This window comes from Bradyrhizobium sp. LTSP885 (assembly GCF_000938305.1).
Taxonomy (GTDB): Bacteria; Pseudomonadota; Alphaproteobacteria; order Rhizobiales; family Xanthobacteraceae; genus Bradyrhizobium.
On the sequence record NZ_JYMT01000038.1, the window covers coordinates 1 to 26597 of the forward strand.

Here is a 26597-nt window from a genome sequence, read left to right on the forward strand (position 1 = left end):
CGAGAGCCTCGACACGGTCGACAACCAGTTGGTTCGGTTCGAGCAGGACCCCAACAACGCGAAGATTCTCGATAATATCTTCCGCCTGGTCCACACCATCAAGGGGACCTGCGGCTTCCTCGGCCTGCCGCGGCTGGAAGCGCTGGCGCATGCCGGCGAGACCCTGATGGGCAAATTCCGCGACGGCATGCCGGTCAAGGCTGAGGCCGTGACGCTGATCCTGTCCTCGATCGACCGCATCAAGGAGATTTTGGCAGGGCTCGAGGCCACCGAGGCCGAGCCTGAAGGCGACGACCGCGATCTGATCGATCAATTGGAAGCCATGGTTGAGCGCGGCATGGCCGCTATGGCTGCTGCTGCAGCTGCTGAAGAAACTCCTGTTGTCGCCGCACCTCCGGTGCAACCGGCGATGCCCGAAGGCACGCTGGTGGTGCAGACCCTGGAGCGCCCGTTGCGCCCCGGCGAGGTCTCGCTCGACGAACTCGAACGCGCCTTCCGCGAGACCGCGCCCGAAGTGGTCGCGCCCGCGCCTGTTGCCAAACCCGCAGCGCCCGTGGTTGCTGCGGTTGCCGCAGCGGAGCCCGCCGAGGTCGCGAAGAAGCCGGCCCGCAAGGCGGCTGCCGCCGAGGGCGACGTCCCGGAAGGCGACAAGATCGCCAACCAGTCGATCCGGGTCAACGTCGACACCCTCGAGCACCTCATGACCATGGTCTCCGAGCTGGTCCTGACCCGCAACCAGCTGCTGGAGATATCAAGGCGCAACGAGGACACCGAGTTCAAGGTGCCGCTGCAGCGGCTGTCGAACGTCACCGCCGAGCTGCAGGAGGGCGTCATGAAGACGCGGATGCAGCCGATTGGTAACGCCTGGCAGAAGCTGCCCCGCATCGTCCGCGATCTCTCCGGCGAACTCGGCAAGCAGATCGAGCTGGAGATGCACGGCGCCGACACCGAGCTCGACCGCCAGGTGCTCGACCTGATCAAGGATCCGTTGACGCACATGGTGCGCAACTCCGCCGACCATGGCCTGGAGACCACGGCCGAGCGGGTCGCCGCCGGCAAGGGCGAGCAGGGCACCATCAGGCTCTCTGCCTATCACGAGGGCGGCCACATCATCATCTGCATCGCCGACAATGGCCGCGGGCTCAACACCGAGCGGATCAAGGCCAAGGCAGTCCAGAACGGTCTCGTCACCGAGGCTGAACTGGACAAGATGACCGAAGCGCAGATCCACAAGTTCATCTTCGCGCCGGGCTTCTCGACCGCAGCCGCCATCACCTCGGTCTCCGGCCGCGGCGTCGGCATGGACGTGGTGCGCACCAATATCGACCAGATCGGCGGCACCATCGACATCAAGAGCGTGGCCGGCGAGGGCGCCTCCGTCACCATCAAGATCCCGCTGACGCTGGCGATCGTCTCGGCCCTGATCGTGGAAGCCGGCGGTGATCGCTTTGCGATCCCCCAATTGGCCGTGGTCGAGCTGGTGCGGGCGCGGGCCAACTCCGAGCACCGCATCGAGCGGATCAAGGACACGGCGGTCCTGCGGCTGCGCAACAAGCTGTTGCCGCTGATCCACCTCAAGAAGCTCTTGAAGATCGACGACGGCGCGACCTCCGATCCCGAGAACGGCTTCATCGTGGTGACGCAGGTCGGCAGCCAGACCTTTGGCATCGTGGTCGACGGCGTGTTCCACACCGAGGAGATCGTGGTCAAGCCGATGTCCACGAAGCTGCGCCACATCGACATGTTCTCCGGCAACACCATCCTGGGCGATGGCGCCGTGATCATGATCATCGACCCCAACGGCATCGCCAAGGCGCTCGGCGCCTCCGGCTCCTCGGCCCATGACATGGCCGACGACAGTGCTTCGGCCCATGCCTCGTCCGGCGAGCAACTGACCTCGCTGCTGGTGTTCCGTGCCGGCTCCAGCCAGCCCAAGGCGGTGCCGCTCGGCCTCGTCACCCGGCTGGAGGAGATCGCAACCGACAAGATCGAGCTCTCGAACGGCCGCTACATGGTGCAGTACCGCGAGCAGCTGATGCCGCTGGTGCAGATGGCCGGCGTCAATGTGCAGACGCAAGGCGCCCAGCCGATCCTGGTGTTCGCCGACGACGGCCGCTCGATGGGGCTGGTGGTCGACGAGATCATCGACATCGTCGAGGAGCGGCTCAACATCGAGGTCGCCGGCTCGCAGGAGGGCATCCTCGGCTCGGCCGTGATCAAGGGCCAGGCCACCGAGGTGATCGACGTCGGCCACTTCCTGCCGATGGCGTTTGCCGACTGGTTCTCGCGCAAGGAGATGCGCCCCTCGGCAAGCTCGCAATCCGTGCTGCTGGTCGATGACAGTGCCTTCTTCCGCAACATGCTGGCGCCGGTGCTGAAGGCTGCCGGTTACAAGGTGCGGACCGCGCCGAACGCGCAGGAGGGGCTTGCCGTGTTGCGTTCGGGGCAGGCCTTCGACGTCGTGCTGACCGACATCGAGATGCCCGAGATGAACGGCTTCGAGTTCGCCGAGAGCATTCGTTCCGACAACAATCTGACCGGGCTGCCGATCATCGCACTGTCGGCGATGGTGTCGCCGGCGGCGATCGAGCGCGGCCGGCAGGCCGGCTTCCACGATTATGTCGCCAAGTTCGACCGTCCCGGCCTGATCGCGGCGCTGAAGGAACAGACCGCCGAACTGCGCCGGGCGGCTTAAGGAACTGTCATGATGACCAGCAAGACCGAGACAAGCGAAGGCGCCATGGTCGAATACGTCACCGCCGTGATCGGCGGGCAGCTGTTCGGGCTGCCGATCTCGCGGGTGCAGGACGTGTTCATGCCGGAGCGGCTGACGCGGGTGCCGCTGTCGTCAGCGGAGATCGCCGGTGTGCTCAATCTGCGCGGCCGCATCGTCACCGTGGTCGACATGCGCGCTCGCCTGGGGCTGCCGAAGGCCGATGACGGCAAGCCGCCGATGGCGGTCGGTGTCGACCTGCGCGGGGAATCCTATGGCCTCCTGATCGACCAGATCGGCGAGGTGCTGCGGCTGCCCGACGACGGCTGCGAGGAAAACCCCGTCAACCTCGATCCCCGCATGGCCAAGCTCGCCGGCGGGGTCCACCGCCTCGATGGCCAGCTCATGGTCGTCCTCGACGTCGATCGCGTACTCGAATTGATGCCCAAAACAGCTGCTGCAGCATAGACGGCAGCTTCAACAAGGAGGCTAACATATGAAGACATGTCTTGTTGTCGATGATTCCAGTGTGGTGCGGAAGATCGCCCGCCGCATCCTTGAGGGACTGGCTTTCACAGTCATCGAGGCCGAGGACGGCGCAAAGGCAGTCGAGGCCTGCAAGGTCGCGATGCCCGATGCGGTGCTGCTCGACTGGAACATGCCCGTGATGGACGGCTTCGAATTCCTCATCGAACTGCGCCGCATGCCCGGCGGCGATGTACCGAAAGTGGTGTTCTGCACCACCGAGAACGGCATCGACCACATCTCTCGCGCGCTGAATGCCGGCGCGAACGAATATATCATGAAGCCGTTCGACAAGGACATCGTGGCCGCGAAGTTCCAGGAAGTCGGTTTGCTTGCACTCGACGTGCCGACTGAAGCTTGAAGCGAACCCTTTCTTTTGCCCTTCTCTTGCCCTTGCGAGGCTCCCGTGACGCCCCCAGACTACGAGTATCTGCGTAAGCTCCTGAAGGACCATTCCGGTCTCGATCTGTCTGCGGACAAGCAGTATCTGATCGAGAGCCGCCTGCTTCCGCTGGCGCGCAAATGCGGCCTTTCCGGCATTCCCGACCTGGTGACGAAGGTGAGGGGCGGTTCGTCCTCGCACATCGCCCAGGTGGTCGAAGCCATGACCACCAACGAGACCTTCTTCTTCCGCGACAAGGTGCCGTTCGATCACTTCCGCGACACGATGATGCCGGAAATCCTGAAGGCTCGCGCCGCGCGCAGGAGCGTCCGGATCTGGTGCGCCGCCGGTTCGACCGGCCAGGAGCCCTATTCGCTCGCGATGTGCCTGAAGGAGATGAGTACGGCGCTTGCGGGCTGGCGGGTCGAGATCGTCGCCACCGACCTGTCGCAGGAGGTGCTGGAGAAATCCAAGGCCGGCATCTACAGCCAGTTCGAGGTGCAGCGCGGATTGCCGATCCAGATGCTGGTCAAGTATTTCAAGCAGTCGGGTGAATTCTGGCAGGTCAATCCCGAGTTGCGGGCCATGGTGCAGCACCGCCAGCTCAACCTGCTGCACGATTTCTCGCAGCTTGGCGCCTTTGACATCATCTTCTGTCGTAACGTGCTGATCTATTTCGACCAGGACACCAAGATCAACATCTTCAACCGCCTTGCCAGATTGGTCGAAGCCGACGGCTTCCTGGTGTTGGGCGCTGCTGAAACGGTGGTCGGTCTGACTGACACCTTCAAGCCGGTCCCCGAGCGGCGCGGCCTGTACCGGCCGAACGCTGCACGGGCTGCTGCGGCCGGAGCCGTCATGCCCAGGGTTGCCGCCGCGGCTGCGGGACGTTGAGCGATGACGGAAGACGGCAAAGTCGTCGAACGCGTGACGTTCAGCCGGGGCTACGATGTCTGCATGATGGCCATCGACGGCACCTGGCGGCGGGATTGCGTGCTCAAAGCGATCTCTGACAACGACGCGACCCTCACGGTGGAAGGTTCCATTCAGGGGCTCAATCTGAAGGAGTTCTTCCTCCTGCTGTCGTCGACCGGCCTCGCCTATCGCCGTTGCGAACTGGTTCGCGTCAACGGCACCGAAATGGACATCAGCTTTCTCAAGGGCAAGCCGGGCAGGAAGCGATCGGCCTCCGCCGAAGCGGAGCGGATCGGGGCCTGACCGGGCGGCTTGCTCCGATCGGCCGTGTCTTGGCGTTTTCCCTGGCGCTGTCACGCCGGGATCGGTCCGCTGTCATCCGGAATATAGCAGGAACGGATCGCCGCCCCGCGTGTTGGGCGTCATCGGGGCGCCATCAGCGTGAAGCCGATCGGCGTCGGACGGGGTGGTCCCCAGTCTTTGTGGATCAGTTCAGGATGCGTGCCGGGGCCGTGGAATCGAGCAGCCGAAGCGCGATGCTGAGGCCGCTGTCACAGGCCTTCAAGGCGGTTGACGCCCCGATGTAGCGCGGCGTGATGTCGTCCAGCACGAAGATGTTGCTGGCGGGGTCATGCTCGGCGAGCAGCGCTTCGCGCTCGATCGCGGACTCGATCAGCCGCAGGCTCGCCTGGATATGCCCGATCAATGCGACCAGGTCGGTCACGATCAGGTTGTAGGGATCATTGCCTTCATCTGGGCGCGCCACGAAATTGTCGGCTGCTGCACTTGCCATGCATGTTTCTCCACTGCCCTCCACTTTTAGGGAATGCGGTGCTACTTGTGCGTTAAGCTGACGTCCCGTACAAATACGGGTCCATTGATCAATTTGGTCGAGAAGTTTTTTGTTGTGCAATGAGGCGTCACGCTTCACCACTGATGGACGATGCACATGGCTGAGAATGATTCTCCCCGCGGGGAGATTTTCGTGGTGGACGACGATCCCGCCGTTCGCGATACGCTGTCCATGGTGCTGTCGACGGCCGGCTACAAGGTGATTTGTTTCGCGGACGGCGCCGCGCTGCTTTCGGTCGCGCGAAGCAGAACACCGGCCTGCATCCTGCTCGACGTGCACATCCCCGGTAAATCCGGTCTCGATATCCTGAAGGAACTGCACGGCGAAGACTATCCAGCGCCGATCTTCATGATCTCCGGTCAGGGCGATATCGCGATGGCGGTCAGCGCGATCAAGAACGGTGCGCTGGACTTCATCGAAAAGCCCTTCCGCGGCAGCGAGATCGTCAGCCGGCTGAACGAAGCGATCGACGCCTACACCAGACGCCAGGCCGAGGCCTCGGCGTCGCGCATCGCCTCGCTGCACTTTCCGGGACGCGAGCCGCTGACGCGTCGCGAGCGCGAGGTGCTCGAGCAATTCACCGCCGGCGCCTCCAACAAGGAGGCGGGGCGTCAGCTCGGCATCAGCCCGCGCACCATCGAGGATCACCGCGCCAACATCATGAAGAAGCTCGGGGCGCGCAACGCCGCCGATCTCGTCCGCATCGTGATGACCGCACAGCGCCACACCTGATCCTCTTCACCGCGCGAACGCTTCGCCTTTATCGCGAGGGATAGCCGGTCCACACTTTTCCGGATCATTCTCTAATCCGCGAGCGCCTTGCGGATCATCGCCGCCAGCTCCGATTTGCGATAGGGCTTGGGCAGCAGCAGCACGCCCTCGTCCAGCCGGCCGTGATGAATGATCGCATCCTCGGTATAGCCCGAGGTGAACAGCACCTTCAGGTCGGGCTTCATCCTGAAAACCCGCTCGGCGAGCTGGCGGCCATTGAGCCCGGGCATGATCACGTCGGTGAACAGAAGATCGAACGGCGTGCCAGCCTCGATGATCGCGAGCGCCTCTGTTGCATTCGCGGCCTCCAGCGTGACGTAGCCGAGCCCGTGCAATTGCGCGAGCACGTAGTCGCGGACCAGCTTGTCGTCCTCGACCACCAGGATCGTCTCGTGGCCGCCTTCGAGGTCCGGCGCCGCCGCGGCGTCCGCCACCAGCGCCGCGCCGGAGGCCGGCGGAAGATACATCCTGATCGTGGTGCCGTGGCCCTGCTCGCTGTAGATCTTGATGTGCCCGGCGGACTGCTTGACGAAGCCGTAGACCATGCTCAGGCCGAGCCCGGTTCCCTTGCCGGGTCCCTTCGAGGTGAAGAACGGATCGAATACCTTGTCGAGCAGCTCGGCCGCAATTCCGACCCCAGTGTCGCTCACCGCGATCATGGCATAGGGACCGGGCGGCACGTCGTCGTGCGGTCCGCCATAGCTCTCGTCGAGAACGACCGACGCCGTCTCGATTGTGAGCCTGCCGCCTTGCGGCATGGCGTCGCGAGCATTGAGAGCGAGATTGAGCAGGGCATTGGCGAGCCGGTTGGGGTCGACCACCGCCAGGCAGGTTTCGTCCTCGAATGCGGAGCGGATGTCGACCTGCTCGCCGAGCGTTCGCCGCAGCAGATTCGTGGTGTCGACGATCAGCGCGTTGACGTCGATCTCGCGCGGTTCGAGCGGCTGCTTGCGGGCGAACGCCAGCAGTTGCTGGGTGAGGTCGGCGCCGCGTGTTGCGGCCTCGTCGATCATCCGCGCGATCGCCGCGAGCTGCGGCTCCTGCTTCACGGCGTCGGTCAGGATCTCGATCGTCCCGGTGATGACGGTGAGGATATTGTTGAAGTCATGGGCGATGCCGCCGGTGAGCTGGCCGACGGCTTCCATTTTTTCCGACTGCCGGATCCGGTCCTCGGTGGCTATTCTGTCGGTGAGGTCGCGGATGAAGCCGTTGAACACGAAGCCGTCGCTGGTCTTCAGCGCCGCGACGCTGAGTTCGGCGGTGAATTCGGTGCCGTCGCGCCGCCGGATCTGCACCTCGCGTCGGGGCTGGCGAACCAGCTCGCCGCCGGAGCCCAGGAACCCGGCGAGCGCCGTCCTCAGCGGTCCGCCCGGCCGGCCCATCAAATCAAACACGTTGCGGCCGAGCGCCTCCTCGCGCGTCCAGCCGAAAATCGTCTCGGCCTGCGTGTTCCAGTCGCGGATGACGCCGTTCTGACCGATCTGCACGAAGGCATCGAGTGCGCCGTCGATGATGCCGCGCGCCAGTTGCGCGCTTTCGCGCAAGGTTTCCTGCGCCTTGCGGCTCTCGGTCATGTCGCGGCCGACGAAGGAGATGCCGATGATGGCGCCCGACAATCCCTTGATCGGCGCGACGCTGAGCGTGGCGTCGACCGGCGAGCCGTCCTTGCGCATCAGCACGGTTTCGTTCCGCTCGATCCGCTCGCCTGAGCCGATGCGGCGCATGATGTCGTCGATCTCGGCGCGCCGGTTCGGCGGCACGAGCAGGGCGATGTGCTGACCGACGGCCTCCGCCTCGCTGTAGCCGAACAGCCGCTCGGCGGCCGGATTCCAGCCGGTGATGGTGCCGTCCAGCGATTCCGTGATGATGGCGTCGTTGGAGGATTCCACGGCTGCCGCGAACAGGCGCTCGCGCTCGGCATGGTGGTCGCGCGCCGCCTCGGTGCGGCGATGCTCGGCTGCCTCGCATTCAAGCGCCACCGTCTTGGCGTTGGCCTCGTCGATCACACGGACGAAAGCGCGCGCCAGCACGCCGGTCTCGCCGCCGGCATTGACCGGAATGGCGGCCGTTCCCTGCTCGGTCACGCGCTCCACGGCGGCGGTCAATCGCGTGATCGGCCGGGTCAGCGATCGCGCCACCAGCCAGGCCAGGGCTCCCGCGCCGAGTACCGCAAACAGGCCGACCAGGATCGAGCTGTTGCGGATCGCGGTCGCGGGCGCCATGAACACGCTGTTCGGGGCGGCCTCGATCACCGCGACCCATTGACGTCCGGCCAGCAACGCCGGCGCGAGCGCAACCCCGGACTGTCGTCCGTCCGGATCGCTGGTCATGGTCGCGATGCTTTGCGTGGTGCCGAGCGCCGCTGACAGATCTGGCAGGTCGCGCTGCCAGTTCGTCGGCCGTCCCTGCTGCGCGCCGAATTCGCGCGAGCGGTCGGGGTGGACGAGATAATTGCCCTTGGCGTCGACCACATAGACGAACTCGCCAGGCCGCACCGAGGCACGGATGCTTTCGAGCGTCGGCCGCATGTCGGCATCGATGATGACGATCCCGAACGGCTTGCCGTCGGGTGTCCTGACCGGCTTGGCGATCGCCATGGTCGCGACATGCGGGGTCTCGACGACGCCGTTCTCCTCGTTCAGGCCGATCGGCGAGACGTAGATGCCGCCGGCGGGAAGATCGATCGTGTCGCGGAAATAGGCGGCGTCGCCGACCTGCTTCAGCTCCGCCTCGGTTCCGATCCGCACCGCGCCGCCGGGGCCGGAGCGGTCGACCCGCACGAGTTCGCGATGATTGTCGGCAATGCCGATAAAGCGCAGCGAATGAGCGGGCTTGAGCGTCATCTGCGCGACGAGCTGGCTCTCCAGCCGCTGGCGCCAGATCGCCTCCGTGGTGCCGTCGACCGGGTCGATCCCGCCATTGAGCCGTGCACGCATCAACCCGTCGACCGCGGGAAGCACCTGGAAGGTCGTGACGTCGCCGGGAGTGTTGCGGGCGCGAGCCTCGAGGGCCGAGACGGCGAACCGCGATTGCGCCTCGATCCGGTCGAGCATGCGCGGGGCCAAGGCTTGTTCGAGACTGCGATAGCTCAGCCATCCGACCGCGGAAACCGCGATCGCGACCAGCGCAATCATCGCGATGGCAAGCCTGGTCGTCAGCGTCATCGGTGCGGTCTACCGTGCATGACTGCCATGTTCAGAAACATCCGGGCCGGAATCCCTTGTCAGGTCGACCAACCGGGACGACGCGTGCAATTTCGAGTATATGCGCGGCGACGAGCATGAGCTCCTTCCGAAGACGGAAACCGGAGCGTATGCAAGCAAATTCGGCAGACAAGTTCGATAGACAAATTCCGCAGACAATTTGATAGACATGGGGCCCCCATGACGACCCAGATGACCAAGACCCCGGATCAATTGCGCAGCGCACGCTGGTTCGCGCCCGACGATTTGCGCGCCTTCGGCCACCGCTCGCGCGCGATGCAGATGGGCTATGCGCCGGAGGAGTGGCGGGACCGCCCGGTGATCGCGATCATCAACACCTGGTCGGACGCGCAGCCCTGTCACATGCACTTCAAAAGCCGTGTCGATGACGTCAAGCGTGGCGTGCTGATGGCCGGCGGGTTCCCGATGGAGCTTCCGGCACTGTCGCTGTCGGAATCGCTGCTGAAGCCGACCACCATGCTCTATCGCAACATGCTGGCGATGGACGCCGAGGAGCTGCTGCGCGGCCATCCGGTCGACGGTGTGGTGCTGATGGGCGGCTGCGACAAGACCACGCCGGGGCTGCTGCTGGGCGCCACCAGCATGAACCTGCCCGCGATCTATCTGCCGGCGGGCCCGATGCTGCGCGGCAACTGGAAGGGACGCACGCTTGGGTCGGGCTCGGACGCCTGGAAATACTGGGACGAGCGGCGAGCGGGGAAGATCTCCGACAAGGACTGGGTCGACATGGAGGCCGGTATCGCCCGCAGCTATGGCACCTGCATGACGATGGGCACGGCCTCGACCATGACCGCGATCGCGGAAGCGATCGGCATGACGCTGCCGGGCGCTTCGTCGATCCCTGCGGCCGACGCCAACCACATCCGCATGAGCTCGGAAGCCGGCCGTCGCATTGTCGAAATGGTCTGGGAGGATTTGACCCCGCAGAAGATCCAGAGCCGGAAAGCGTTCGAGAACGCGATCACGGTCGCGATGGCGATGGGCTGCTCGACCAACGCCATCATCCATCTGATCGCGCAGGCACGCCGCGCCGGGCAGGACATCTCGCTCGACGATTTCGAGACTGCGAGCCGCAAGGTGCCCGTGATCGCCAATGTGCGGCCGAGCGGCGACCTCTATCTGATGGAGGACTTCTTCTACGCCGGCGGGCTGCCGGGCCTGATGACCCGCATCAAGCAGCATCTGCATCTGGATTGCATGACGGTCACGGGCAAGACGCTCGGCGAGAACATCGAAGGCGCCGAGGTTCACAATGACGACGTCATTCGCACCGTCGCCAATCCGATCTATCAGGAGGGCGCGCTCGCGGTGCTGAAGGGCAACCTCGCGCCCGACGGCTGCGTGATCAAGCCGTCCGCATGCGATCCGCGCTTCCTCAGGCATAGCGGGCCGGCGCTGGTGTTCGACGATTATCCGTCGATGAAGAAGGCGGTCGACGATCCCGATCTCGATGTCACGGCCGATCACGTCCTGATCCTGCGCAATGCCGGCCCGCAAGGCGGGCCGGGCATGCCGGAATGGGGCATGCTGCCGATCCCGACCAAGCTGGTGAAGCAGGGCGTGCGCGACATGGTGCGGCTGTCGGACGCGCGGATGAGCGGCACTTCTTACGGCGCCTGTATCCTGCATGTCTCGCCGGAATCCTATATCGGCGGCCCGCTGGCGCTGGTGAAGAACGGCGACATGATCACGCTCGATGTCAACGCGCGCACCATCAATCTCGATGTATCCGAGGCGGAGCTGGCAAAACGCCGCGCCGAATGGCAACCGCCCGAACGCCGCTTCGAACGCGGCTATGGCTGGATGTTCTCAAAGCACATCAAGCAGGCCAATGAGGGCTGCGATTTCGATTTCCTCGAGACCGGTTTCGGCAAGCCGGTCGGCGAGCCGGTGATTTACTAATCATCTGTCGTTCCGGGGCGCGAAGCGAACCCGGAACCTCGAGATTCCGGGTCTGGTCCTTCGGACCATCCCGGAATGACGAACAATCGGGACGAACCACCATGTCAAAACTCAGCGACACCACCCGCAACAGACTGAAATCCGTCTCCACGGCGACGGTCGCCACCGCGCTGTTCAAGCGCGGCTTGCGTATCCAGACCATCCAGGATGTCCACCCGCTCAGTCCGGATCAGCCGACGCTGGTCGGCGAGGCCTTCACGCTGCGCTACATGCCGGCGCGCGAGGACCTCAACACGATCGAGGTGTTCCGCGACCGCGCGCATCCGCAGCGCAAGGCGATCGAGGAGTGCCCGCCGGGTGCGGTGCTTGTCATGGACAGCCGCAAGGACGCGCGCGCCGCGTCCGCCGGTGCGATCCTGGTGACGCGGCTGATGAAGCGCGGCTGTGCCGGCGTCGTCACCGATGGTGGTTTCCGCGACGCGGCCGAGATCGCAAAGCTCGGCTTCCCCGCGTTCCATCACCGGCCGAGCGCGCCGACCAATCTGACCTTGCACCAGGCGATCGAGATCAACGTCCCGATCGGCTGCGGCGATGCGCCGGTGTTTCCCGGCGACGTCATCCTCGGCGATAGCGACGGCGTCATCGTGATCCCCGCCCATCTCGCCGACGAGATCGCCAATGAGACCTTCGAGATGACCGCATTCGAGGATTTCGTAACCGAGCAGGTCCATGCGGGCCGCAGCATTCTGGGCCTCTATCCGGCGACGGACGAACAGACGTCGAAGGATTTTGCGACCTGGCGGAAGGCGAAGGGGCGGTGACCTCTTAACCTCGCCCCGCTTGCGGGGAGAGGTCGGATCGCATCGTGAGATGCGATCCGGGTGAGGGGGTACAGGTCTCACCACGTTCACAGCCCGCGGAAGCAGCCCCTCACCCCAACCCTCTATGAGCGAGCTACGCTCGTCTCGACCCCGCAAGAGCGGGGCGAGGGAGAACCTACACCTCGGCCCTCTCAGCCATCCCCACCGCCCACAGCGCGAACGCGTAGACGATCGCGACCTCGTCGAGCCGGTTGAAGCGGCCGGAGGCGCCGCCGTGGCCGGCGCCCATGTTGGTGCGCAGCAGCACCGGGCCGCCGCCCGACATGGTGGCGCGCAGCCGGGCGATCCATTTCGCCGGCTCCCAGTAAGTCACCCGGGGATCAGTGAGCCCGCCCATCGCCAGGATCGGCGGATAGTCCTTGGCCGCGACATTGTCGTAGGGCGAATAGGACAGGATGGTGCGGAAATCCTTTTCGCTCTCGATCGGGTTGCCCCATTCCGGCCATTCCGGCGGCGTCAGCGGCAGCGTGTCGTCGAGCATGGTGTTGAGCACGTCGACGAACGGCACTTCGGCGACGATGCCGCCGAACAACTCGCCGGCGCGATTGGCGACCGCGCCCATCAGCATGCCGCCGGCCGAGCCGCCATGGCCGACGATGCGCTTTTCACCGGTGTAATTCGCCTCGATCAGCGCGCGTCCGGCGGCGGCGAAATCGTCGAACGTGTTGGTCTTCTTCTCGCGCTTGCCGTCGAGATACCAGCCCCAGCCCTTGTCGGCGCCGCCGCGGATATGCGCGATCGCATAGACGAAGCCGCGGTCCACCAGCGACAACCGGTTGGTGTTGAACGAGGCCGGCATCGCCATGCCATAGGAGCCGTAGCCATAGAGCAGCAGCGGCGCCTTGCCGTCGCGGGCAAAGTCCTTGCGATGCAGGATCGAGACCGGCACCTGCGCGCCGTCATGCGAGGTTGCCATGATACGCGTGGTGACATAGTCCACCGGGTTGTGGCCGGACGGAATCTCCTGCTGCTTACACAAGGTTCGCGCCCGCGTCGCCATGTCGTAGTCGTAGACTTCCGACGGCGTCGTCATCGACGAATAGGAGAAGCGCAGATTGGTGGTCTCGAACTCGTAGCTGCCCATCGTGTCGAGCGAATAGGCCGCTTCGTCGAAGGCGATCGGATGCTCTTCACCCGAAGTAAGGTCGCGAATGATGATCGCGGGCAGCGCATTTGATCGTTCCAGCCGCACCATGTGGTTGGCATAGAGCTCGACATCGAGCACATAGATGCCTTCGCGATACGGGATCAGGTGGCGCCAGTTGGCGCGCTCGGGAGAGCCGAGCGGCGCGGTCATCACCTTGAAGTCGATCGCATCATCGGCATTGGTGAGGATGAACAGCGCGTCGCCGCGATCGGCGATCGAGTACTGCACGCCCTCCTCGCGCGCCGCGACCAGGCGCGGCGGCGCGTCGGGATCGGCGAGATCGATCAGGCGTTGCTCCGAGGTCTCGTGATCGCCACCCGCGATCACGCAGAAGCGGCCGCTCGAGCTTTCGTGCAAATGGGTGAACCAGCCGGGATCCTGCTCCTCATAGATCAGGATGTCGTCGGCCTGCGCGGTGCCGAGCCGGTGCCGCCAGACCTGCATCGGGCGGTGATTGTCGTCGAGCTTGACGTAGAAGAAGCTGTTGGAATCCGCGGCCCAGACCACGCCGCCATCGGTCTCCTCGACGACGTCATCGAGATCGGCACCGGAAGCCCAGTCGCGCACGCGGATCGAAAAATACTCCGAACCCTTGGTGTCGGCGCTCCAGGCGTGCAGCCGGTGATCGTTGGAATGTCGGCTGCCGCCGAACTTGAAATAGTCGTGATGCTCCGCCAGCGCGTCGCCATCGAGCACCACATGCGCATCGCCGCCGTCGCGCGGCATGCGACCGAACTGTTCGTGCTGGCCGCCCTCGCGGAATTTCCGGAAATAAGCGTACGGGCCGTCCGGGGACGGTACGCTGGAATCGTCCTCCTTGATCCGCCCGCGCATTTCCCTGACAAGCTGCTTCTGCAGCTTTCCGGTGTGGCCGAGCAGGCTCTCGGTGTAGCCGTTCTCGGCTTCCAGATAGGTGCGGATATCAGGTTCGAGGATCGCGGGATCGCGCAGCACCTCCTGCCACTTCGGATCCTTGATCCACGCATAATCATCCGTCACCGTGATGCCATGGGTGGTGAAGGCATGCGGCCGGCGCGGTGCGACGGGCGCGGCATGGACGGGGGTCTTGCTGGCGAATTTGGTCACACGGGCCTCATTGTGCAGGGATACCGCCTTATATCGGGACGAATGTGGCGATTGCCAGACGGGACGGTGCTTGTTGGGAACTCCATACCATCCCCGTCATTGCGAGCGGAGCGAAGCAATCCATCTTTCCCAAGGAGGATAGATGGATTGCTTCGTCGCTTCAGCGCAAAATTGCTTTGCAATTTTGTCGCGAGCTCCTCGCAATGACGGGGATGGAGCGTCGCCTACCCATTCCGCAACTTCGCGCTCGCACTGCCGGACATCGGAATCTGGTTCACCGCCATGACGACGGCGAAGGTGATCACCAGCATTGCGATGCCGAGCACCGCGATCGCGGCGAGGTCGCCGCCTTCGTTGAGGTCGTAGATCAGGACCGACAGCACCTTGGTTTGCGAGGTGAACAGCACGATCGCCGCCGAGAGCTCGCGCATCACGCCGATGAAGATGAAGCACCAGGTCGCGATCACGCCGGTCCGCAACAGGGGCGCGGTGATCTGGCGCAGCGCCTGCAGCCGCGTTGCGCCGAGGATGCGGCTTGCTTCCTCGAGCTCGGGATGGATGGTCGTGAATGCGGCCTGCAATTGCTGATAGGCCGACGGCAGATTGATGGTGAGGAAGGCGAGCAGCAGGATCCACAGCGTGCCGTAGAGCACAAAGGGCGGCCGCGTGTAGCTCAGGAACAGCCCGACGCCGAGCACGATGCCGGGAACCGCGACCGGCGCAGTGGCGAGGAAGCCAAGAATGCGATGGCCCGCGATCACCTTCCGCGTCGTGACATAGGCGATCACGAGCGCGAGAAGTGTGCCGATCGTCGCGGTTGATGCGCCGAGAATCACGGTGTTCTTCAGCGCGAGCTGGGTCGACGACAGCTCGGTGAACACGAAGACGATGTTGTGCAGCGTCAGGGTCGATGGCGTCACCAGTGTGGTCGCGTTCGGCGAAAACGCCGCGTTGAGCAGCGCGAAATAGGGCAGGAACACGGGATTGAGCAGCACCAGCAGGCAGAAGCCGAGCGCCGCCCAACGCCATCGCTTCAACTCCACGCGGCGCGGCGCGCCGTATTTGCCGCCGATCACGGAATAGCCGCGCCGGCCGAGCAGGAATTTTTGTCCTTGCAGCAGCAGGATGGTGAGCAGGAGCAGCGGCACGGCCGCGGCGGCCGCCAATTCCAGTTTCGGCGGATACTGGAACAGGCTCCAGATCTTGGTCGTCATGGTGTGGAAGCCGGCCGGCAGTGCCAGGATTGCCGGCGAGCCGAACAGCGTCATCGCCTGCAGGAACGCAATCAGCGCGCCCGCGACCAGCGCTGGCAGCGCCAGCGGAATCGTGATCCGCCGCGCCGTGGTCCAGGCGTTGCCGCCGAGGATCGCCGACGCATCCTCGAGTTCGCCCGGCATGGTGTCGAGCGCATTGGCCACCAGCACGAACACGAACGGAAAGGTGTAGCAGGAGATTACGAAGATGATCCCGGTCAGCGAATAGATGTTGAACAGCGCGTCCGCATCCTCGCCTGCGAACAGCCGGTAGAGCTGGTTCAACAGTCCCGAGTTCGGCGCCGCCAGCAGTTCCCACGCGACCGCGCCGAGGAATGGCGGCGTCACGAACGACGCCGTCACCAGCGCGCGGATGGTCTGCCGCCCCGGCATGTCTGTGCGCGACACCAGCCAGCTGAGTGGGGCGGCGACGACACAGCAGATCACGGCTGAGGTGATGGCGATGATGGCCGTTGTCAGCAGCGGATCGAGGAAATCGGGGTTGCTGAACAGGGTGACGAAGTTTTGCAGCGTCGGATGCCGGTTCTTGTCGGTGAAGGCGTACACCGCGAGCCATGACAGCGGCAGCAGGATCAGCAGCACGAGAATGGCGGCGAACAGCCACAGCACGGGACGCGTCCAGTCGATGCGGGGTTTGCGGGCGGGGGAGGTGGAAGGATTGAGGGTTGTCATGCAAAAACTCTTTCCCCGTCATTCCGGGGCGCGCGCAGCGCGAGCCCGGAATCCATTTCACCGCCAACCCAAGCGGACTGATGGATTCCGGGCTCGCCGCTTCGCGGCGCCCCGGAATGACGATGGTGAATGCAGTTGCCCATCACTAAACCCGAAACAGCCGCGCATAGCGCGTCTTGATTTCTTCCGTCATCGCTTCCACACCGGCCGGATCCTCCTTCATCAGCTTGATGTCGGAAAGCTTGCGCCGCCCGGCTTTCGGCTGCACCTGGGCGTGCAACGAATACTGCCCCGTGAAGTCGACGAAGAATTGCTGGGTCTCGCGGGTGTGCAGCCAGGCCTGGAACAGTTTTGCCGCGTTAGGATGCGGCGCACCGGCAAATATCCCTGTCGGCCCCGAGATCGTCGGCGTGCCCTCGGTCGGATAGACCGGCTCGACCGGCTGTCCGGCTTCCTTCAGCAGCACGATGCCGTATTCATTGCCGTCGGCCATCACCGCGCGCTCGCCGAGCGACAGCTTCTTCGGTGGATCGGTCGATGACTGCACCTGCATCACGCGCTGTTTTGACAGTTTCTCCAGATAGGGCCAGCCGAGCTCGCGGACGAGCTGGAAGGTCGTGGTCATGATCGTGCCGCTATGGGCCGGATGGCCCTTCACCATTTTGCCGGCCCATTTCGGGTCGAGCAGGTCGGCAAAGCTCTTCGGCGCGTCGTCCGCCTTCACCAGATTGGTGTTGTAGGCGATCGACGACAGCCACAACCGCGTGGTGACGGCCATGCCGTCGGGCTCGCGGTAATTGTCCGGAAAATATTTCGCGACGTCCTCGGGCACGAACGGCATCAGCCAGCCGCTCTTTTTCCATGGAATAAAGTGCGAAGCGTCGGCGCTGTTGACGACGTCAGCGGCGTGGATGTTGGACTCGTATTCCTGGGCGACACGCTGGAACAGCCGCTCCGAGCCGGCGCGCTCGATCTGGACCGAGATCCCGGGGTAGGCCTCTTCAAACGCCTTGCCGAGCTTCTCTCCGACCGGCAGGTCCATCGACGAATAGAAGACGACGGTGTCTTCCTTTTTTGCGGCGGCGACAAGGTCGGCCGTGATCGCGGTCGGTTCGGGCGCTGCGGCGCGCAGCGGAGATGCGAACACGGTGCCGAGCGCAAGCGTAGCAGAGCCTTTGAGGACGTCGCGTCTGGAAAACCGTCTCCGCATCGCGTCCCTCTTATCTTCTGTTATCGGCCGAGCGCCCGGCAGCACTCGGGCGGCAAGGTCAGCCAGACCTCGCTGCCCTTGTCGACCGCGGTCTCCGTCGGCGTGGTCAGGCGCAATGAGGTGCCGTCCTGCGTCTCCACCATGTAATCTCTGAACATGCCGAGATAGACTTGCCGCGTCACAATGGCCTTCAGCGTGTTCTGCTGCGAAGAGGGCTCTCGCGTCGAGAGCTGGATCTCATGCTGGCGGATCGCGACCGGTGCGGTCGCGCCGGCCGTGAGCTTGGCGCCGACCACCTGCAGCGTCGCACCGGCAAACGTGACGTGGTTTTCGTCGCGCGCGGTGCCCTTGATGACATTGGCCGCGCCGATGAAGCGCGCGACAAACTCGGATTCCGGCCGCGCGTAGATGTCCTCTGGCGTGCCGAGCTGGTCGATTTTGCCGGCATTCATGACAGCGATGAGGTCGGCGGTGGTCATCGCCTCCGACTGGTCGTGGGTGACATAAACCGTGGTGTAGCGATATTCGTCGTGCAGCCGTCGGATCTCGAAGCGCATCTCCTCGCGCAAATTCGCGTCGAGATTGGACAGCGGCTCGTCGAGCAGCAACGTCTCGGGCCCAATGATCAGCGCCCGCGCCAGCGCCACGCGCTGCTGCTGGCCGCCGGAGAGCTCGCCGGGATAGCGCTGTGCGAGAGCTTCAAGTTTTGTTGTCGCCAGGATCGCAGCGAGCTTCTTCGCGATGGTGTCACGATCCATTTTGCGCAAGCGCAGGCCGTAGACGATGTTCTCGGCCACCGTCATATGCGGCCACAGCGCGTAGCTCTGGAAGATCATCGACATGTTGCGCTGTTCGGGCGGCAGCGTGCGCGCTTTCGAGGAGACCAGCCGCTCGCCGACGCGGATCTCGCCGCCGGTGGGCTCGAGGAAGCCCGCGATCAGCCGCAGCGTCGTGGTCTTGCCGCAGCCGGACGGCCCGAGCAGGCAGACCAGCTGCCCATGATCGATGGTGAGAGAGACATCATCGACCGCAACAAACGATCCAAATCGTTTGACCAGGCCGCGCAATTCCACCGACGCCAAGCGATCCCCTCCATGACGTAATGTTGCAGGGATCAGTGCCCGGCCGTTGCCGGCAGTAAAGCTGAAATTGGCTGCGGCGGAAAGTGTTCGCGCTCTGTCAATAAGTAGTGGTCGACTTACCGTTCCGTCATCCTGAATGTGGCGCCGTCATTGCGAGGAGCGAAGCGACGAAGCAATCCATCGCTCCGCATATGCGGTGGCATGGATTGCTTCGCGGGGCCTGTCATCGGGCGCGCATTCGCGCGACCCGTTGGCTCGCAATGACGGGTCTACGACTTTAACTACGCCTTCACGCTCTCGCCCAGCCACTGCACCGCGGCGTCGGTGCCGCCCTTGCCGTGCGGAATCTTCAGCGCGTTGAGCGCGACTTCGATGACGCCGAGCGTGCCGAGCACCATCGGCGCGTTGACGTGGCCCATATGCGCGATGCGGAAGGCCTGGCCCTGCAGATCGCCGATGCCGGTGCCGAGCACGACGCCGCATTTCTCCTTGGCATAGTGCTGGATCGCGGCGGGGTCGGCGCCCTTCACGGTGACGGTCGTCACCGTGTTGGAGCGCTCGGTCGGTTCAGCGATGTTGAAGCCGAGCACCTGGCCCTCGGCCCAGACCGCGACGGCGCGGCGCACCGCTTCACCGAGCAGCCGGTGACGCTCGAATGCATTCTCCAGACCTTCGGCCTGGATCATGTTGATGGCCTCGCGCAGCGCGAACAGCAGATGCACCGGCGCGGTGCCGGCGTATTTGCGATAGTGCTCTGAGCCCTCGCGTTCGGTCCAGTCCCAATAGGGCGTGCGCAGATTGGCCTTCTTGTGGGCGTCCCAGGCGCGGTCATTGGCGGCGACGAAGCCGAGGCCGGGCGGCGTCATCAGGCCCTTCTGCGAGCCCGACATCGCGACGTCGATGTACCATTTGTCCATCTCGAATTGCGTGCAGCCGAGCGAGGCCACAGTGTCGACCATGAACAGCGCGGGATGGCCCGCGGCCTTGATCGCCTTGCCGATCGCCTCGACGTCGTTATAGACGCCCGAGGCGGTGTCGACCTGCACCGCGAGGATCGCCTTGATCGTATGTTCCTTGTCGCGCCGCAGCCGCTCCTCGACTTCGGCCGGTCGGATGGCGCGGCGCCAGTCGCCCTTCAAGATCTCGACCTCGGCGCCCATCGCGGCGGCGGCCTGGCCCCAGCCCATCGCAAAGCGACCGCTTTCCAGCACCAGCACCTTGTCGCCGCGCGACAGCACGTTGGACAGCGTCGCCTCCCAGGCGCCGTGGCCGTTGGCGATGTAGATGTAGGATTTGCCCTGGGTGGCGAACAGTTTTGACAGATCGCGCAGCAGGCTGTCGGTCAATTCGAACATCTCGCTGGAATAGATGTCGAGCGCCGGGCGATGCATCGCCTGCAACACCTGATCAGGCATCGTGGTGGGTCCGGGGATGGCCAGAAATTCCCGGCCCGCGCGAACGGTCATCTTCTTGTTCCTTATGGGTAAAACGTGGAATCAAGCGTGTGAGGGGTCAAGGCCGGAAGATAGGCGAAAAGGGCTGCGATTGCGAGCGGTGTGAAGCAATCCAGAGCCTCAAAAACGCAGGGCGCGGCCCCTTATTTGCCGATCGCCTCGACGACCGAGCGCCACACCTGGTCCTTGAATTCGGTCGCCGCCGGGCTTGCGATCTGCTCGACCGCGCCGTCATGCTTGTTGCAGGCCTCGACCAGCCGCAGCACCCAGATTTCACCGTCGGTGAAGTAGGGATCGCCGCCGCCATTGCGCCCGGCCAGCGTCGGGCCGACGCCGGTCACCTGATATTTCGCGGTGACCATGCCGGCCGATTCCAGATCGCCGGCGAGCAGCGCGCGCTCGGTGTCGAGATCGGCGGCGATGTGATGGGTCACGGCGCCGGTGTAGTGGCTGATGCCGACGCTGCGGTCGAGCGTTGCGGCGCCGAGCCACACCGGCCGCTTCTCCTCGCCGGAATCGAGCACCTTCCAATAGCGCACATGGTTGCGGCGATCGGCGCTCGATCCGACGGGCTTCTCGAAGGCGAGATCCTCATGGCGGCCGAGATAGAACAGGTTGCTGACCGGCGCGTCCCTGTAGGGACGATCCAGCAGCACGCTGCCGACGATCGCGATCGAGGATCTCAGCGTGATCGGATCGGCCGGATACCAGCCGGCCTCGTGCATCGCGCAGATCACATCCTTGGCGTCGCCGATCAGGCCGATATTCATGGGATCGCCGGGAATGCCTGCCGCGGTGCGCGTCACCATCGGTAGCTCAGCGAGGCCCTTCTGGTGCTCGTAATGCTTCCAGACCGCCGGCAGCACCAGATAGGCGGCGAGCAGATACGACATCAGCACCAGCAGCAGCAACAACTCGGCGCGCCTGATGCGGTCGCGCCGGCGCGCTATCCGCGGATTGATCGGGACGTCGGTCACGAGAGTACGCCCGCAAGTGCTGCATTCACCCTCCCCTGGAGGGGGAGGGTCGCCTCGCATGAAGCGCAGCGAAATGAGAGGCGGGGTGGGGTGACGGTCTCTCCAGTCGAACAGTGTCTGCGCGGAGAGATCACCCCACCTCGGTTTGCATTGCGCTGCGCTTCATGCAAACCGATCCTCCCCCTCCAGGGGAGGATAAGAAAGCGGGAGAGCGGGCGCATCCGTGATGCGGAAGCAATCTCGCGCACACCCCTACCGCCGCGTCTCGCGGCAGCCGGCGGCTTCGGCCTCCTCGACCGAGCAGAACCAGCGCGTGCCCTTGGAGATCTTCATCTCGATCTTGGCGTACCAGCGGCTGGTCGGCTGGTGATAGATGCATTCGCCGGAGCGGTTGACGTTGCCCTTGATGGTGCAGTCGGGCGACGGCGCGACCGGGCCGGACGCCGAGGCCTGCAGGATCGCGTGGGCGTTCTCGCCCGGCTGCACCGCGCCCAGCACCGTCGTCTTCTTGTTGCGCACGCGCCAGTCCCACGGCGCGATGAACGCGCCCTGCCACATCCCGGCCTTTGCCTCGCGCGCCACTTTCTCGTCGGCGTCGTAGTCGTGCGAGACGCGGGTGTAAGCCAGCGCCCAGCCGTTGGTCACCATCCATTTCTGGATGTCCTCGCCGTCGACCTCGCAGCGCGCAATGGTGCGGCCGCGGCGATCGACCGAGCGGGCGTGGCAGGTCCAGCTCTTGTTGCCGGCGTGCTTGACCAGTTCGTCGCGCGCGACAACGCCGCAAGTCCAGCGCTCGCCCTTGGTGTTGAGGCAGAGCTGGTCGGTCGACGGCGCGTCGATGCCGCCGAGCCGGATGCGGGTCGAGCCGATCACGACCTGGTCGCCGTCGCGGATCTTCGGCACGCCGGTAATGTCGGCGGCCAGCGCCAGCGCGGGCTGCGACAACAGGAGACCAGCGGTGAGCAGCGTCTTGAGCATCGGCGATCCCGGCGCGGGTTGAAGCGGTCAGATATCAGTGCCCAATATCAATGCCCACGGATTGTGCGGGCAATTGGGCAGCGGTTCCAGTGGCGGCTGGCGGAAGATGGCCTCAACTTCGCGTCATCCCCCGGCTTGTAGCCCGGATGGAGCGCAGCGTAATCCGGGACGAGCGTGCCCACGAGCGAGAATCCCGGATTTCGCTGCGCTCCATCCGGGCTACGAAGTCGCCATTCGCTTCCTCGCCAACGCCAAACCCATCAGCACGAACGCCGACGTGACCTCCGGCCCGCCGACCAGAATGCGCGTCGGGGTCTTCATCTTGTTCCACTCATAGGCCTTGTAGGGACCGTGGCGGCCGCCCTCACTGAGGCTCTGGACGATGCAGTGCAGCGCCGGCGTGAAGGTCGAGACCTCCGCGCCGAGATGCGCCAGCGCCATCAGCGCCAACGCGGCGTCGAAGGCGTTCATCTCGTGGGCGATCAGCTCGCCTGTGACATAGCCGAGCACGCGCGCTCTGATCAGCGCGAAGACGTTCTCGGGATCGATGACGCGCTGCGCCGCCAGCGGCAACGCGACAAACGCCGCATAGCAGCGGCCGAAATAGGCCGAATAGAGCTCGGGCAGATAATAGATATGCGAGCGCGGATTCTTGAATGCGCCGCTTTCGACCAGATTCTTCTGGAAGGCGATGATGCGATGCACGGTCTCCAGCCGCTGCGGCGTCTCGATCACCTTCCAGCGGGCGAGGTTGCGGAACGAGACCTCGAGGATGTCGAGGTTCAGCGTCGGATCGAGGTCGTTGCCATAGGGCCGGTCGCCGTTGAGATTGTCGATCCAGGTGACGACGCCGCCCTCATAGTCGATGTGATCGTTGAGCGGCACGGTGACAACCGGCTCGTTGGCGCCCGAGCGCACCTGATAGCCGCGGTAGAAGTCCAGCAACGGCTGCTCGAGGATCGGATCGTCGGATCCGGCCTGTGTCGCGGCGGAGAACGCGCACGCCGTGGTGTCGCAGTCGGGCACGTAGATGCCGAAGCCGAGGTCCTGCTTGATCTGGGCGAAGAACCGCGAGAAGCGCGGATGGCGCCCCGGCGCCAGCGCGGTGATCACCTTCACCGTCGAGCCGTCATGCGACGGCACCTCTTCGGCGCTGGTCTTGAGGCAGAACGCCACCATTTCTGAGATCGCCCGCCGCGCCACGGTTGCCTGATCGGAGGACGCAAGTCCGGTCTCGACGAAGCCGAGCAGGGCCTCGGTGAAGAACGCGTCGTAATAGGCCGAGCGATGGCGGATCTGCACCGGCTCCCACATCGGCTCGGCGATCCCGCGCCACGGCGGGTTGATCAGCGCGCGCGCCGGCGAATGCGCGATGAAGACGCGGGCCAGGCTGAACAACAGCGTCGAGTTCTTGTAGCCGCGCGCGTTCAGGCCGGTGAGCGCCATCAGCATCTCGCGGCCGCCCATGTCGGCATCGCCGAGCAGATTGAAGGCGGCATAGGTCGGGATGAAGCCGTTTTTGCCGAACGAGCGCAGCAGATGTGCGCCGGTGGTGCGGATCACCTTGTCGATCTCGGCCATCGCGGGGGCACGCGCCGGTGCTGCTACCGCCGGCGGGGCCGGGTGGCTGATGTCGAGATCGTCCATCAGTTCGGCGACGGGGGCACCGATCGCGGCCCAGTCCGGCGTCGCCTCGTCGCGGGCGGCGACCAGCGCCGCGCGCAGCGCGGCGAGCCGTGCGGGATCCTTTAGCGCTGGCAGGCCGGTGCGGCGGAGCAGCGGCCGCAGCGCCGGATTGCCGAGCGCGGTCCGGTAGAATTTTCCGAGATGGGCGTCGCCGCCGTGAGTGCCGAGCAGCACGGGATCGCAGACGTCGTACAGCGACGGGCCGTCCTTTTTGGCGGTCAGCGACCGGCACAGCGCGCCTGCGATCTCGTGAAAGCCCATAAATCCCTTCCTGAAGGAGAATCTCTTTCTAACGGAACCGGTTAACGCCGCCGCCCCGACGGTGTTTCCCGGCGCCCACCCCAAATCCCGCAAGCCTTTGGAAAGCTACATAAATCGGTAGGAAATACAAATGTGACCGAAGTCACATAACAGGATGTTAACCCAGTCAAGTGTCTCTGCCGGGCGGCAGCATGCGCCAAACCGGGTTGCCCCAGCCGTCCGGCCGGGTTAATGGTTCTTTGTTGCAGCGCCGCAAATTGAGATCAATTCACCGGCACACACCAACTCAACCCCATAAACCCCGAGCTAGTCTGACGCGACTAACTGGCGCGACGTGATTGATCGCTCCGGGGATAAAAATTGGGACCAGGATAATTATGGACCTTAGGCAGCTTCGCATATCCCGCCGCACGATTGCCGTAGCGGTCGCATTGACCGGCACGGTGTCGCTGGCGATCGGCGCCCATGCCGCGCTCAACAAGCGCTCGCTCGATGCCGCCAAGGCTGTCGCCACCGAACAGACCGGCTCGATTGGTGCGGGCGCGCCCCGCCTCGCGCTGATCATCGGCAACGGCCATTACCCGGACGCCTCAGCGCCGCTGGCGCAGCCGATCAACGACGCCCGCAACCTGTCGGCCACGCTGCGCCACAACGGCTTTGACGTCGACGTCGTCGAGGACGCGACGCGGGACGACATGGTCCGCGCGGTCGAGCGGATGAAGGCCAAGATCCGCCCTGATACGGTCGTGATGCTGTTCTTCGGCGGCTACGGCGTGCAGGTCGGCCGTGAGAGCTACATGATCCCGGTCGACGCCGCGATCTGGAAGGAAGCCGACGTCAAGCGCTCCGGCGTCAGCGTCGATGCTGTGCTCGATGCGATGAAGGAGCAGGGCGCGAAGGCCAAACTCGTCGTGCTCGACGCCTCCAGGCGCAACCCCTATGAGCGCCGCTTCCGCTCGTTCTCCCATGGGCTGGCCCCGATCAGCCCGCCGGAAAACACCCTGGTGCTGACCTCGGCGACGCCGGGCAAGGTTGTCGACGACTCTTCGTCGCCGAACAGCGTGCTGGTGTCGGAGCTGCTCAACAACCTCAGCGCCCAGGCCGGCGCCGAAACCGCCTTCAACAAGACCCGCGTCGCGATCTCCCGCGCCTCAGAAGGCGAGCAGGTGCCCGCAGTGTCGTCGTCGCTGCTGGAAGACGTCAAGCTCGGCGGTTAAGGCTTTCTCGGCTTGCGCCACTGCGCTCCCTCGCCCCGCTCTTGCGGGGAGAGGGTTGGGGTGAGGGGCCTCCCTCCGCGATAGCGATCTACCGATGGAGCCGTACCCCCTCACCCGGATTGCATCTTGCGATGCAATCCGACCTCTCCCCGCAAGCGGGGCGAGGTAAGGGTAGAACTACTTCCCCTCCGCGCTTCCCCCCACCGGCCGCACCGGATCGCCTTCGCGCAGCAGCGCGCCGGCGCGGGCGACCACGATCTCGCCCTCCTGGATGCCCTCGCGGATCTCGACCTGGCCGGCCGCCATCAGCCCGGTCTCGACCCGCCGCGTCTCGACGCGGTCGCGGCGCACCACCTGCACCACGGTGCCGGCGGTGGAATAGAGGATCGCGGTCAGCGGCACCGCGACGCCGCAGCTCTGCCCGGTCTTGATCAGCGCGCGGCCCGACGAATTCACCAGCAGGCGCCGGTTGCTCGCGATCGCCAGGAACACCTGGCCGAGCTGGCTGTTCGGCTCCACCGTCGGCGCGATCCGCCGCACCCGCCCGTCGACATCGCCCGCGCCCGAGATCTTGATCTGCGCGGTCTGGTTGGCCTGCAGTTTTCCGATGTCGCGCATCGGCACCATGCCGACCAGATCATATTCGCTCTTGGTGATGATCGAGAACAGCGCCTCGCCCTTGGCCGAGGCCGGCGAGCCGACGATCGCCGTCGAGGCCGAGATCGTGCCCGCCACCGGCGCCGTCACATTGATCGAATTGTTGCCGTCGTTCAGCCGCGCCAGCATCTGCCCCGCGGTGACGCTATCGCCGGGATCGGCCAGCACCTCCGCCACCTTCAGCCCGAACTTTTCCGGCCGAACCTGCTGCTCGTCGCGCGGCAGCACCAGGCCGGACACCTCGACGATATTGCTGAAGCAGAATTTCGAGGCTTTGAGGACGGTGACGGCGGCGCCTTTGGGGGTGGCTTCGGGCTCGCCGGCAGCAAGCGCGGCGAGCGAAATCATCATCGAAGCAACCAGGGCGGACGCGCACGCAAGACGTGACATCATCGGCGTTTCATTCCTAAAAACGTAGCGCTTTCGAGCGAAGTGAATGCCGGTTCGCGTGAAGAAGCCCATCAAATATTCTTCCTTACTGAATACCAGATGTCCGCCTTCGGAGCTAGGCGCCAAGCCTCTGCGCCATCAAGGATGAACGCCCGCCGCGCAACCGTGCGCTGGGTCACAATGGGCAAGAATGCGCCCTCTGAGTATTTTCAAAGGTGGATCGGTTCGCGCAACTCGGACGCATCGCGTCGCGAGATTGCGAATGCACATCTCCACTCGGCTGTTTGAACGGTGAATCCGGACGAAGCCCCGTCATTGCGAGGAGCGTGAGCGACGAAGC

20 protein-coding genes are annotated in these 26597 nt (G+C 64.7%); 9 read left to right on the forward strand and 11 right to left on the reverse strand.

The window, feature by feature from the left end; all coding sequences use genetic code 11:
- From UP09_RS23935 to UP09_RS23955, 5 genes are all read left to right on the forward strand, one after another.
- Positions 1–2695 (forward strand): hybrid sensor histidine kinase/response regulator (locus UP09_RS23935; RefSeq protein ID WP_044540271.1); only part of this gene is annotated, 2695 nt, incomplete at its 5' end.
- A 12-nt stretch (positions 2696–2707) separates the two neighbouring features.
- Positions 2708–3181 carry a chemotaxis protein CheW gene (locus UP09_RS23940; RefSeq protein WP_044541170.1) on the forward strand — a complete coding sequence of 158 codons (474 nt, stop codon included), beginning with the start codon at positions 2708–2710 and terminating at the stop codon, positions 3179–3181.
- 28 nt (positions 3182–3209) lie between these two features.
- Positions 3210–3599, forward strand: coding sequence for a response regulator (locus tag UP09_RS23945; protein WP_044540766.1), 390 nt, complete (start codon positions 3210–3212; stop codon positions 3597–3599).
- A gap of 45 nt (positions 3600–3644) precedes the next feature.
- Positions 3645–4514, forward strand: coding sequence for a CheR family methyltransferase (locus tag UP09_RS23950; RefSeq protein ID WP_044540767.1), 870 nt, complete (start codon positions 3645–3647; stop codon positions 4512–4514).
- Positions 4515–4517: 3 nt separating this feature from the next.
- Entirely contained in the window at positions 4518–4838 is a 321-nt protein-coding gene (locus UP09_RS23955) for a hypothetical protein (protein WP_044540768.1), read from the forward strand.
- Between the two features lie 184 nt (positions 4839–5022).
- Here UP09_RS23955 and UP09_RS23960 read toward each other — a convergent pair whose 3' ends face one another.
- Entirely contained in the window at positions 5023–5328 is a 306-nt protein-coding gene (locus UP09_RS23960) for a hypothetical protein (protein ID WP_044540769.1), read from the reverse strand.
- A 156-nt stretch (positions 5329–5484) separates the two neighbouring features.
- Here UP09_RS23960 and UP09_RS23965 point away from each other — a divergent pair, with 156 nt between their 5' ends.
- The gene (locus UP09_RS23965) at positions 5485–6120 is read left to right on the forward strand and encodes a response regulator transcription factor (RefSeq protein WP_044540770.1); all 636 of its coding nucleotides are present in this window, start codon (positions 5485–5487) and stop codon (positions 6118–6120) included.
- A gap of 71 nt (positions 6121–6191) precedes the next feature.
- On the opposite strand, the gene UP09_RS23970 is transcribed toward UP09_RS23965, so the two are convergent.
- On the reverse strand, positions 6192–9323 hold the full coding sequence (locus tag UP09_RS23970; RefSeq protein WP_044540771.1) for a PAS domain S-box protein: 3132 nt from the start codon (positions 9321–9323) through the stop codon (positions 6192–6194).
- A gap of 219 nt (positions 9324–9542) precedes the next feature.
- On the opposite strand from UP09_RS23970, the gene araD reads away from it, so the two are divergent.
- Entirely contained in the window at positions 9543–11285 is a 1743-nt protein-coding gene (araD, locus tag UP09_RS23975) for an L-arabinonate dehydratase (RefSeq protein ID WP_044540772.1), read from the forward strand.
- Positions 11286–11386: 101 nt separating this feature from the next.
- The gene (locus UP09_RS23980; RefSeq protein ID WP_044540773.1) at positions 11387–12106 is read left to right on the forward strand and encodes a ribonuclease activity regulator RraA; all 720 of its coding nucleotides are present in this window, start codon (positions 11387–11389) and stop codon (positions 12104–12106) included.
- A 175-nt stretch (positions 12107–12281) separates the two neighbouring features.
- On the opposite strand, the gene UP09_RS23985 is transcribed toward UP09_RS23980, so the two are convergent.
- The 8 genes from UP09_RS23985 to UP09_RS24020 all read right to left on the reverse strand — a co-directional run bounded on the left by UP09_RS23985 (position 12282) and on the right by UP09_RS24020 (position 23993).
- Entirely contained in the window at positions 12282–14399 is a 2118-nt protein-coding gene (locus tag UP09_RS23985) for a S9 family peptidase (RefSeq protein WP_044540774.1), read from the reverse strand.
- Between the two features lie 224 nt (positions 14400–14623).
- Positions 14624–16345 carry an ABC transporter permease gene (locus tag UP09_RS23990; protein WP_044540775.1) on the reverse strand — a complete coding sequence of 574 codons (1722 nt, stop codon included), beginning with the start codon at positions 16343–16345 and terminating at the stop codon, positions 14624–14626.
- A 145-nt stretch (positions 16346–16490) separates the two neighbouring features.
- The gene (locus UP09_RS23995; protein WP_044540776.1) at positions 16491–17555 is read right to left on the reverse strand and encodes an ABC transporter substrate-binding protein; all 1065 of its coding nucleotides are present in this window, start codon (positions 17553–17555) and stop codon (positions 16491–16493) included.
- A 20-nt stretch (positions 17556–17575) separates the two neighbouring features.
- Positions 17576–18628, reverse strand: a complete 1053-nt coding sequence (locus UP09_RS24000; protein ID WP_245302204.1) for an ABC transporter ATP-binding protein — start codon at positions 18626–18628, stop codon at positions 17576–17578.
- Positions 18629–18918: 290 nt separating this feature from the next.
- The gene (locus tag UP09_RS24005) at positions 18919–20103 is read right to left on the reverse strand and encodes a pyridoxal-phosphate-dependent aminotransferase family protein (protein WP_044540778.1); all 1185 of its coding nucleotides are present in this window, start codon (positions 20101–20103) and stop codon (positions 18919–18921) included.
- A gap of 131 nt (positions 20104–20234) precedes the next feature.
- The gene (locus UP09_RS24010; protein ID WP_502689078.1) at positions 20235–20984 is read right to left on the reverse strand and encodes an LssY C-terminal domain-containing protein; all 750 of its coding nucleotides are present in this window, start codon (positions 20982–20984) and stop codon (positions 20235–20237) included.
- 336 nt (positions 20985–21320) lie between these two features.
- Positions 21321–22046 carry a thermonuclease family protein gene (locus UP09_RS24015; RefSeq protein ID WP_044540780.1) on the reverse strand — a complete coding sequence of 242 codons (726 nt, stop codon included), beginning with the start codon at positions 22044–22046 and terminating at the stop codon, positions 21321–21323.
- A gap of 219 nt (positions 22047–22265) precedes the next feature.
- Positions 22266–23993: a hypothetical protein gene (locus UP09_RS24020; RefSeq protein WP_044540781.1), complete on the reverse strand. Its 1728-nt coding sequence runs from the start codon at positions 23991–23993 to the stop codon at positions 22266–22268.
- Between the two features lie 377 nt (positions 23994–24370).
- Here UP09_RS24020 and UP09_RS24025 point away from each other — a divergent pair, with 377 nt between their 5' ends.
- On the forward strand, positions 24371–25210 hold the full coding sequence (locus UP09_RS24025) for a caspase family protein (protein WP_044540782.1): 840 nt from the start codon (positions 24371–24373) through the stop codon (positions 25208–25210).
- 177 nt (positions 25211–25387) lie between these two features.
- Here UP09_RS24025 and UP09_RS24030 read toward each other — a convergent pair whose 3' ends face one another.
- Positions 25388–26218: an efflux RND transporter periplasmic adaptor subunit gene (locus tag UP09_RS24030; RefSeq protein ID WP_245302172.1), complete on the reverse strand. Its 831-nt coding sequence runs from the start codon at positions 26216–26218 to the stop codon at positions 25388–25390.
- Between the last annotated feature and the right edge of the window lie 379 nt (positions 26219–26597).

Excerpts from the sequence above, each read along its gene's own strand:
- UP09_RS23940 (WP_044541170.1), top strand. The coding sequence starts at position 2,708 with ATGACCAGCAAGACCGAGACAAGCGAAGGCGCCATGGTCGAATACGTC.
- UP09_RS23945 (WP_044540766.1), top strand. The coding sequence starts at position 3,210 with ATGAAGACATGTCTTGTTGTCGATGATTCCAGTGTGGTGCGGAAGATC.
- UP09_RS23955 (WP_044540768.1), top strand. The coding sequence starts at position 4,518 with ATGACGGAAGACGGCAAAGTCGTCGAACGCGTGACGTTCAGCCGGGGC.
- UP09_RS23960 (WP_044540769.1), bottom strand. The coding sequence starts at position 5,328 with ATGGCAAGTGCAGCAGCCGACAATTTCGTGGCGCGCCCAGATGAAGGC.
- UP09_RS23965 (WP_044540770.1), top strand. The coding sequence starts at position 5,485 with ATGGCTGAGAATGATTCTCCCCGCGGGGAGATTTTCGTGGTGGACGAC.
- UP09_RS23970 (WP_044540771.1), bottom strand. The coding sequence starts at position 9,323 with ATGACGCTGACGACCAGGCTTGCCATCGCGATGATTGCGCTGGTCGCG.
- araD (WP_044540772.1), top strand. The coding sequence starts at position 9,543 with ATGACGACCCAGATGACCAAGACCCCGGATCAATTGCGCAGCGCACGC.
- UP09_RS23980 (WP_044540773.1), top strand. The coding sequence starts at position 11,387 with ATGTCAAAACTCAGCGACACCACCCGCAACAGACTGAAATCCGTCTCC.
- UP09_RS23990 (WP_044540775.1), bottom strand. The coding sequence starts at position 16,345 with ATGACAACCCTCAATCCTTCCACCTCCCCCGCCCGCAAACCCCGCATC.
- UP09_RS23995 (WP_044540776.1), bottom strand. The coding sequence starts at position 17,555 with ATGCGGAGACGGTTTTCCAGACGCGACGTCCTCAAAGGCTCTGCTACG.
- UP09_RS24005 (WP_044540778.1), bottom strand. The coding sequence starts at position 20,103 with ATGACCGTTCGCGCGGGCCGGGAATTTCTGGCCATCCCCGGACCCACC.
- UP09_RS24010 (WP_502689078.1), bottom strand. The coding sequence starts at position 20,984 with ATGTCGTATCTGCTCGCCGCCTATCTGGTGCTGCCGGCGGTCTGGAAG.
- UP09_RS24015 (WP_044540780.1), bottom strand. The coding sequence starts at position 22,046 with ATGCTCAAGACGCTGCTCACCGCTGGTCTCCTGTTGTCGCAGCCCGCG.
- UP09_RS24020 (WP_044540781.1), bottom strand. The coding sequence starts at position 23,993 with ATGGGCTTTCACGAGATCGCAGGCGCGCTGTGCCGGTCGCTGACCGCC.
- UP09_RS24025 (WP_044540782.1), top strand. The coding sequence starts at position 24,371 with ATGGACCTTAGGCAGCTTCGCATATCCCGCCGCACGATTGCCGTAGCG.
- UP09_RS24030 (WP_245302172.1), bottom strand. The coding sequence starts at position 26,218 with ATGATGATTTCGCTCGCCGCGCTTGCTGCCGGCGAGCCCGAAGCCACC.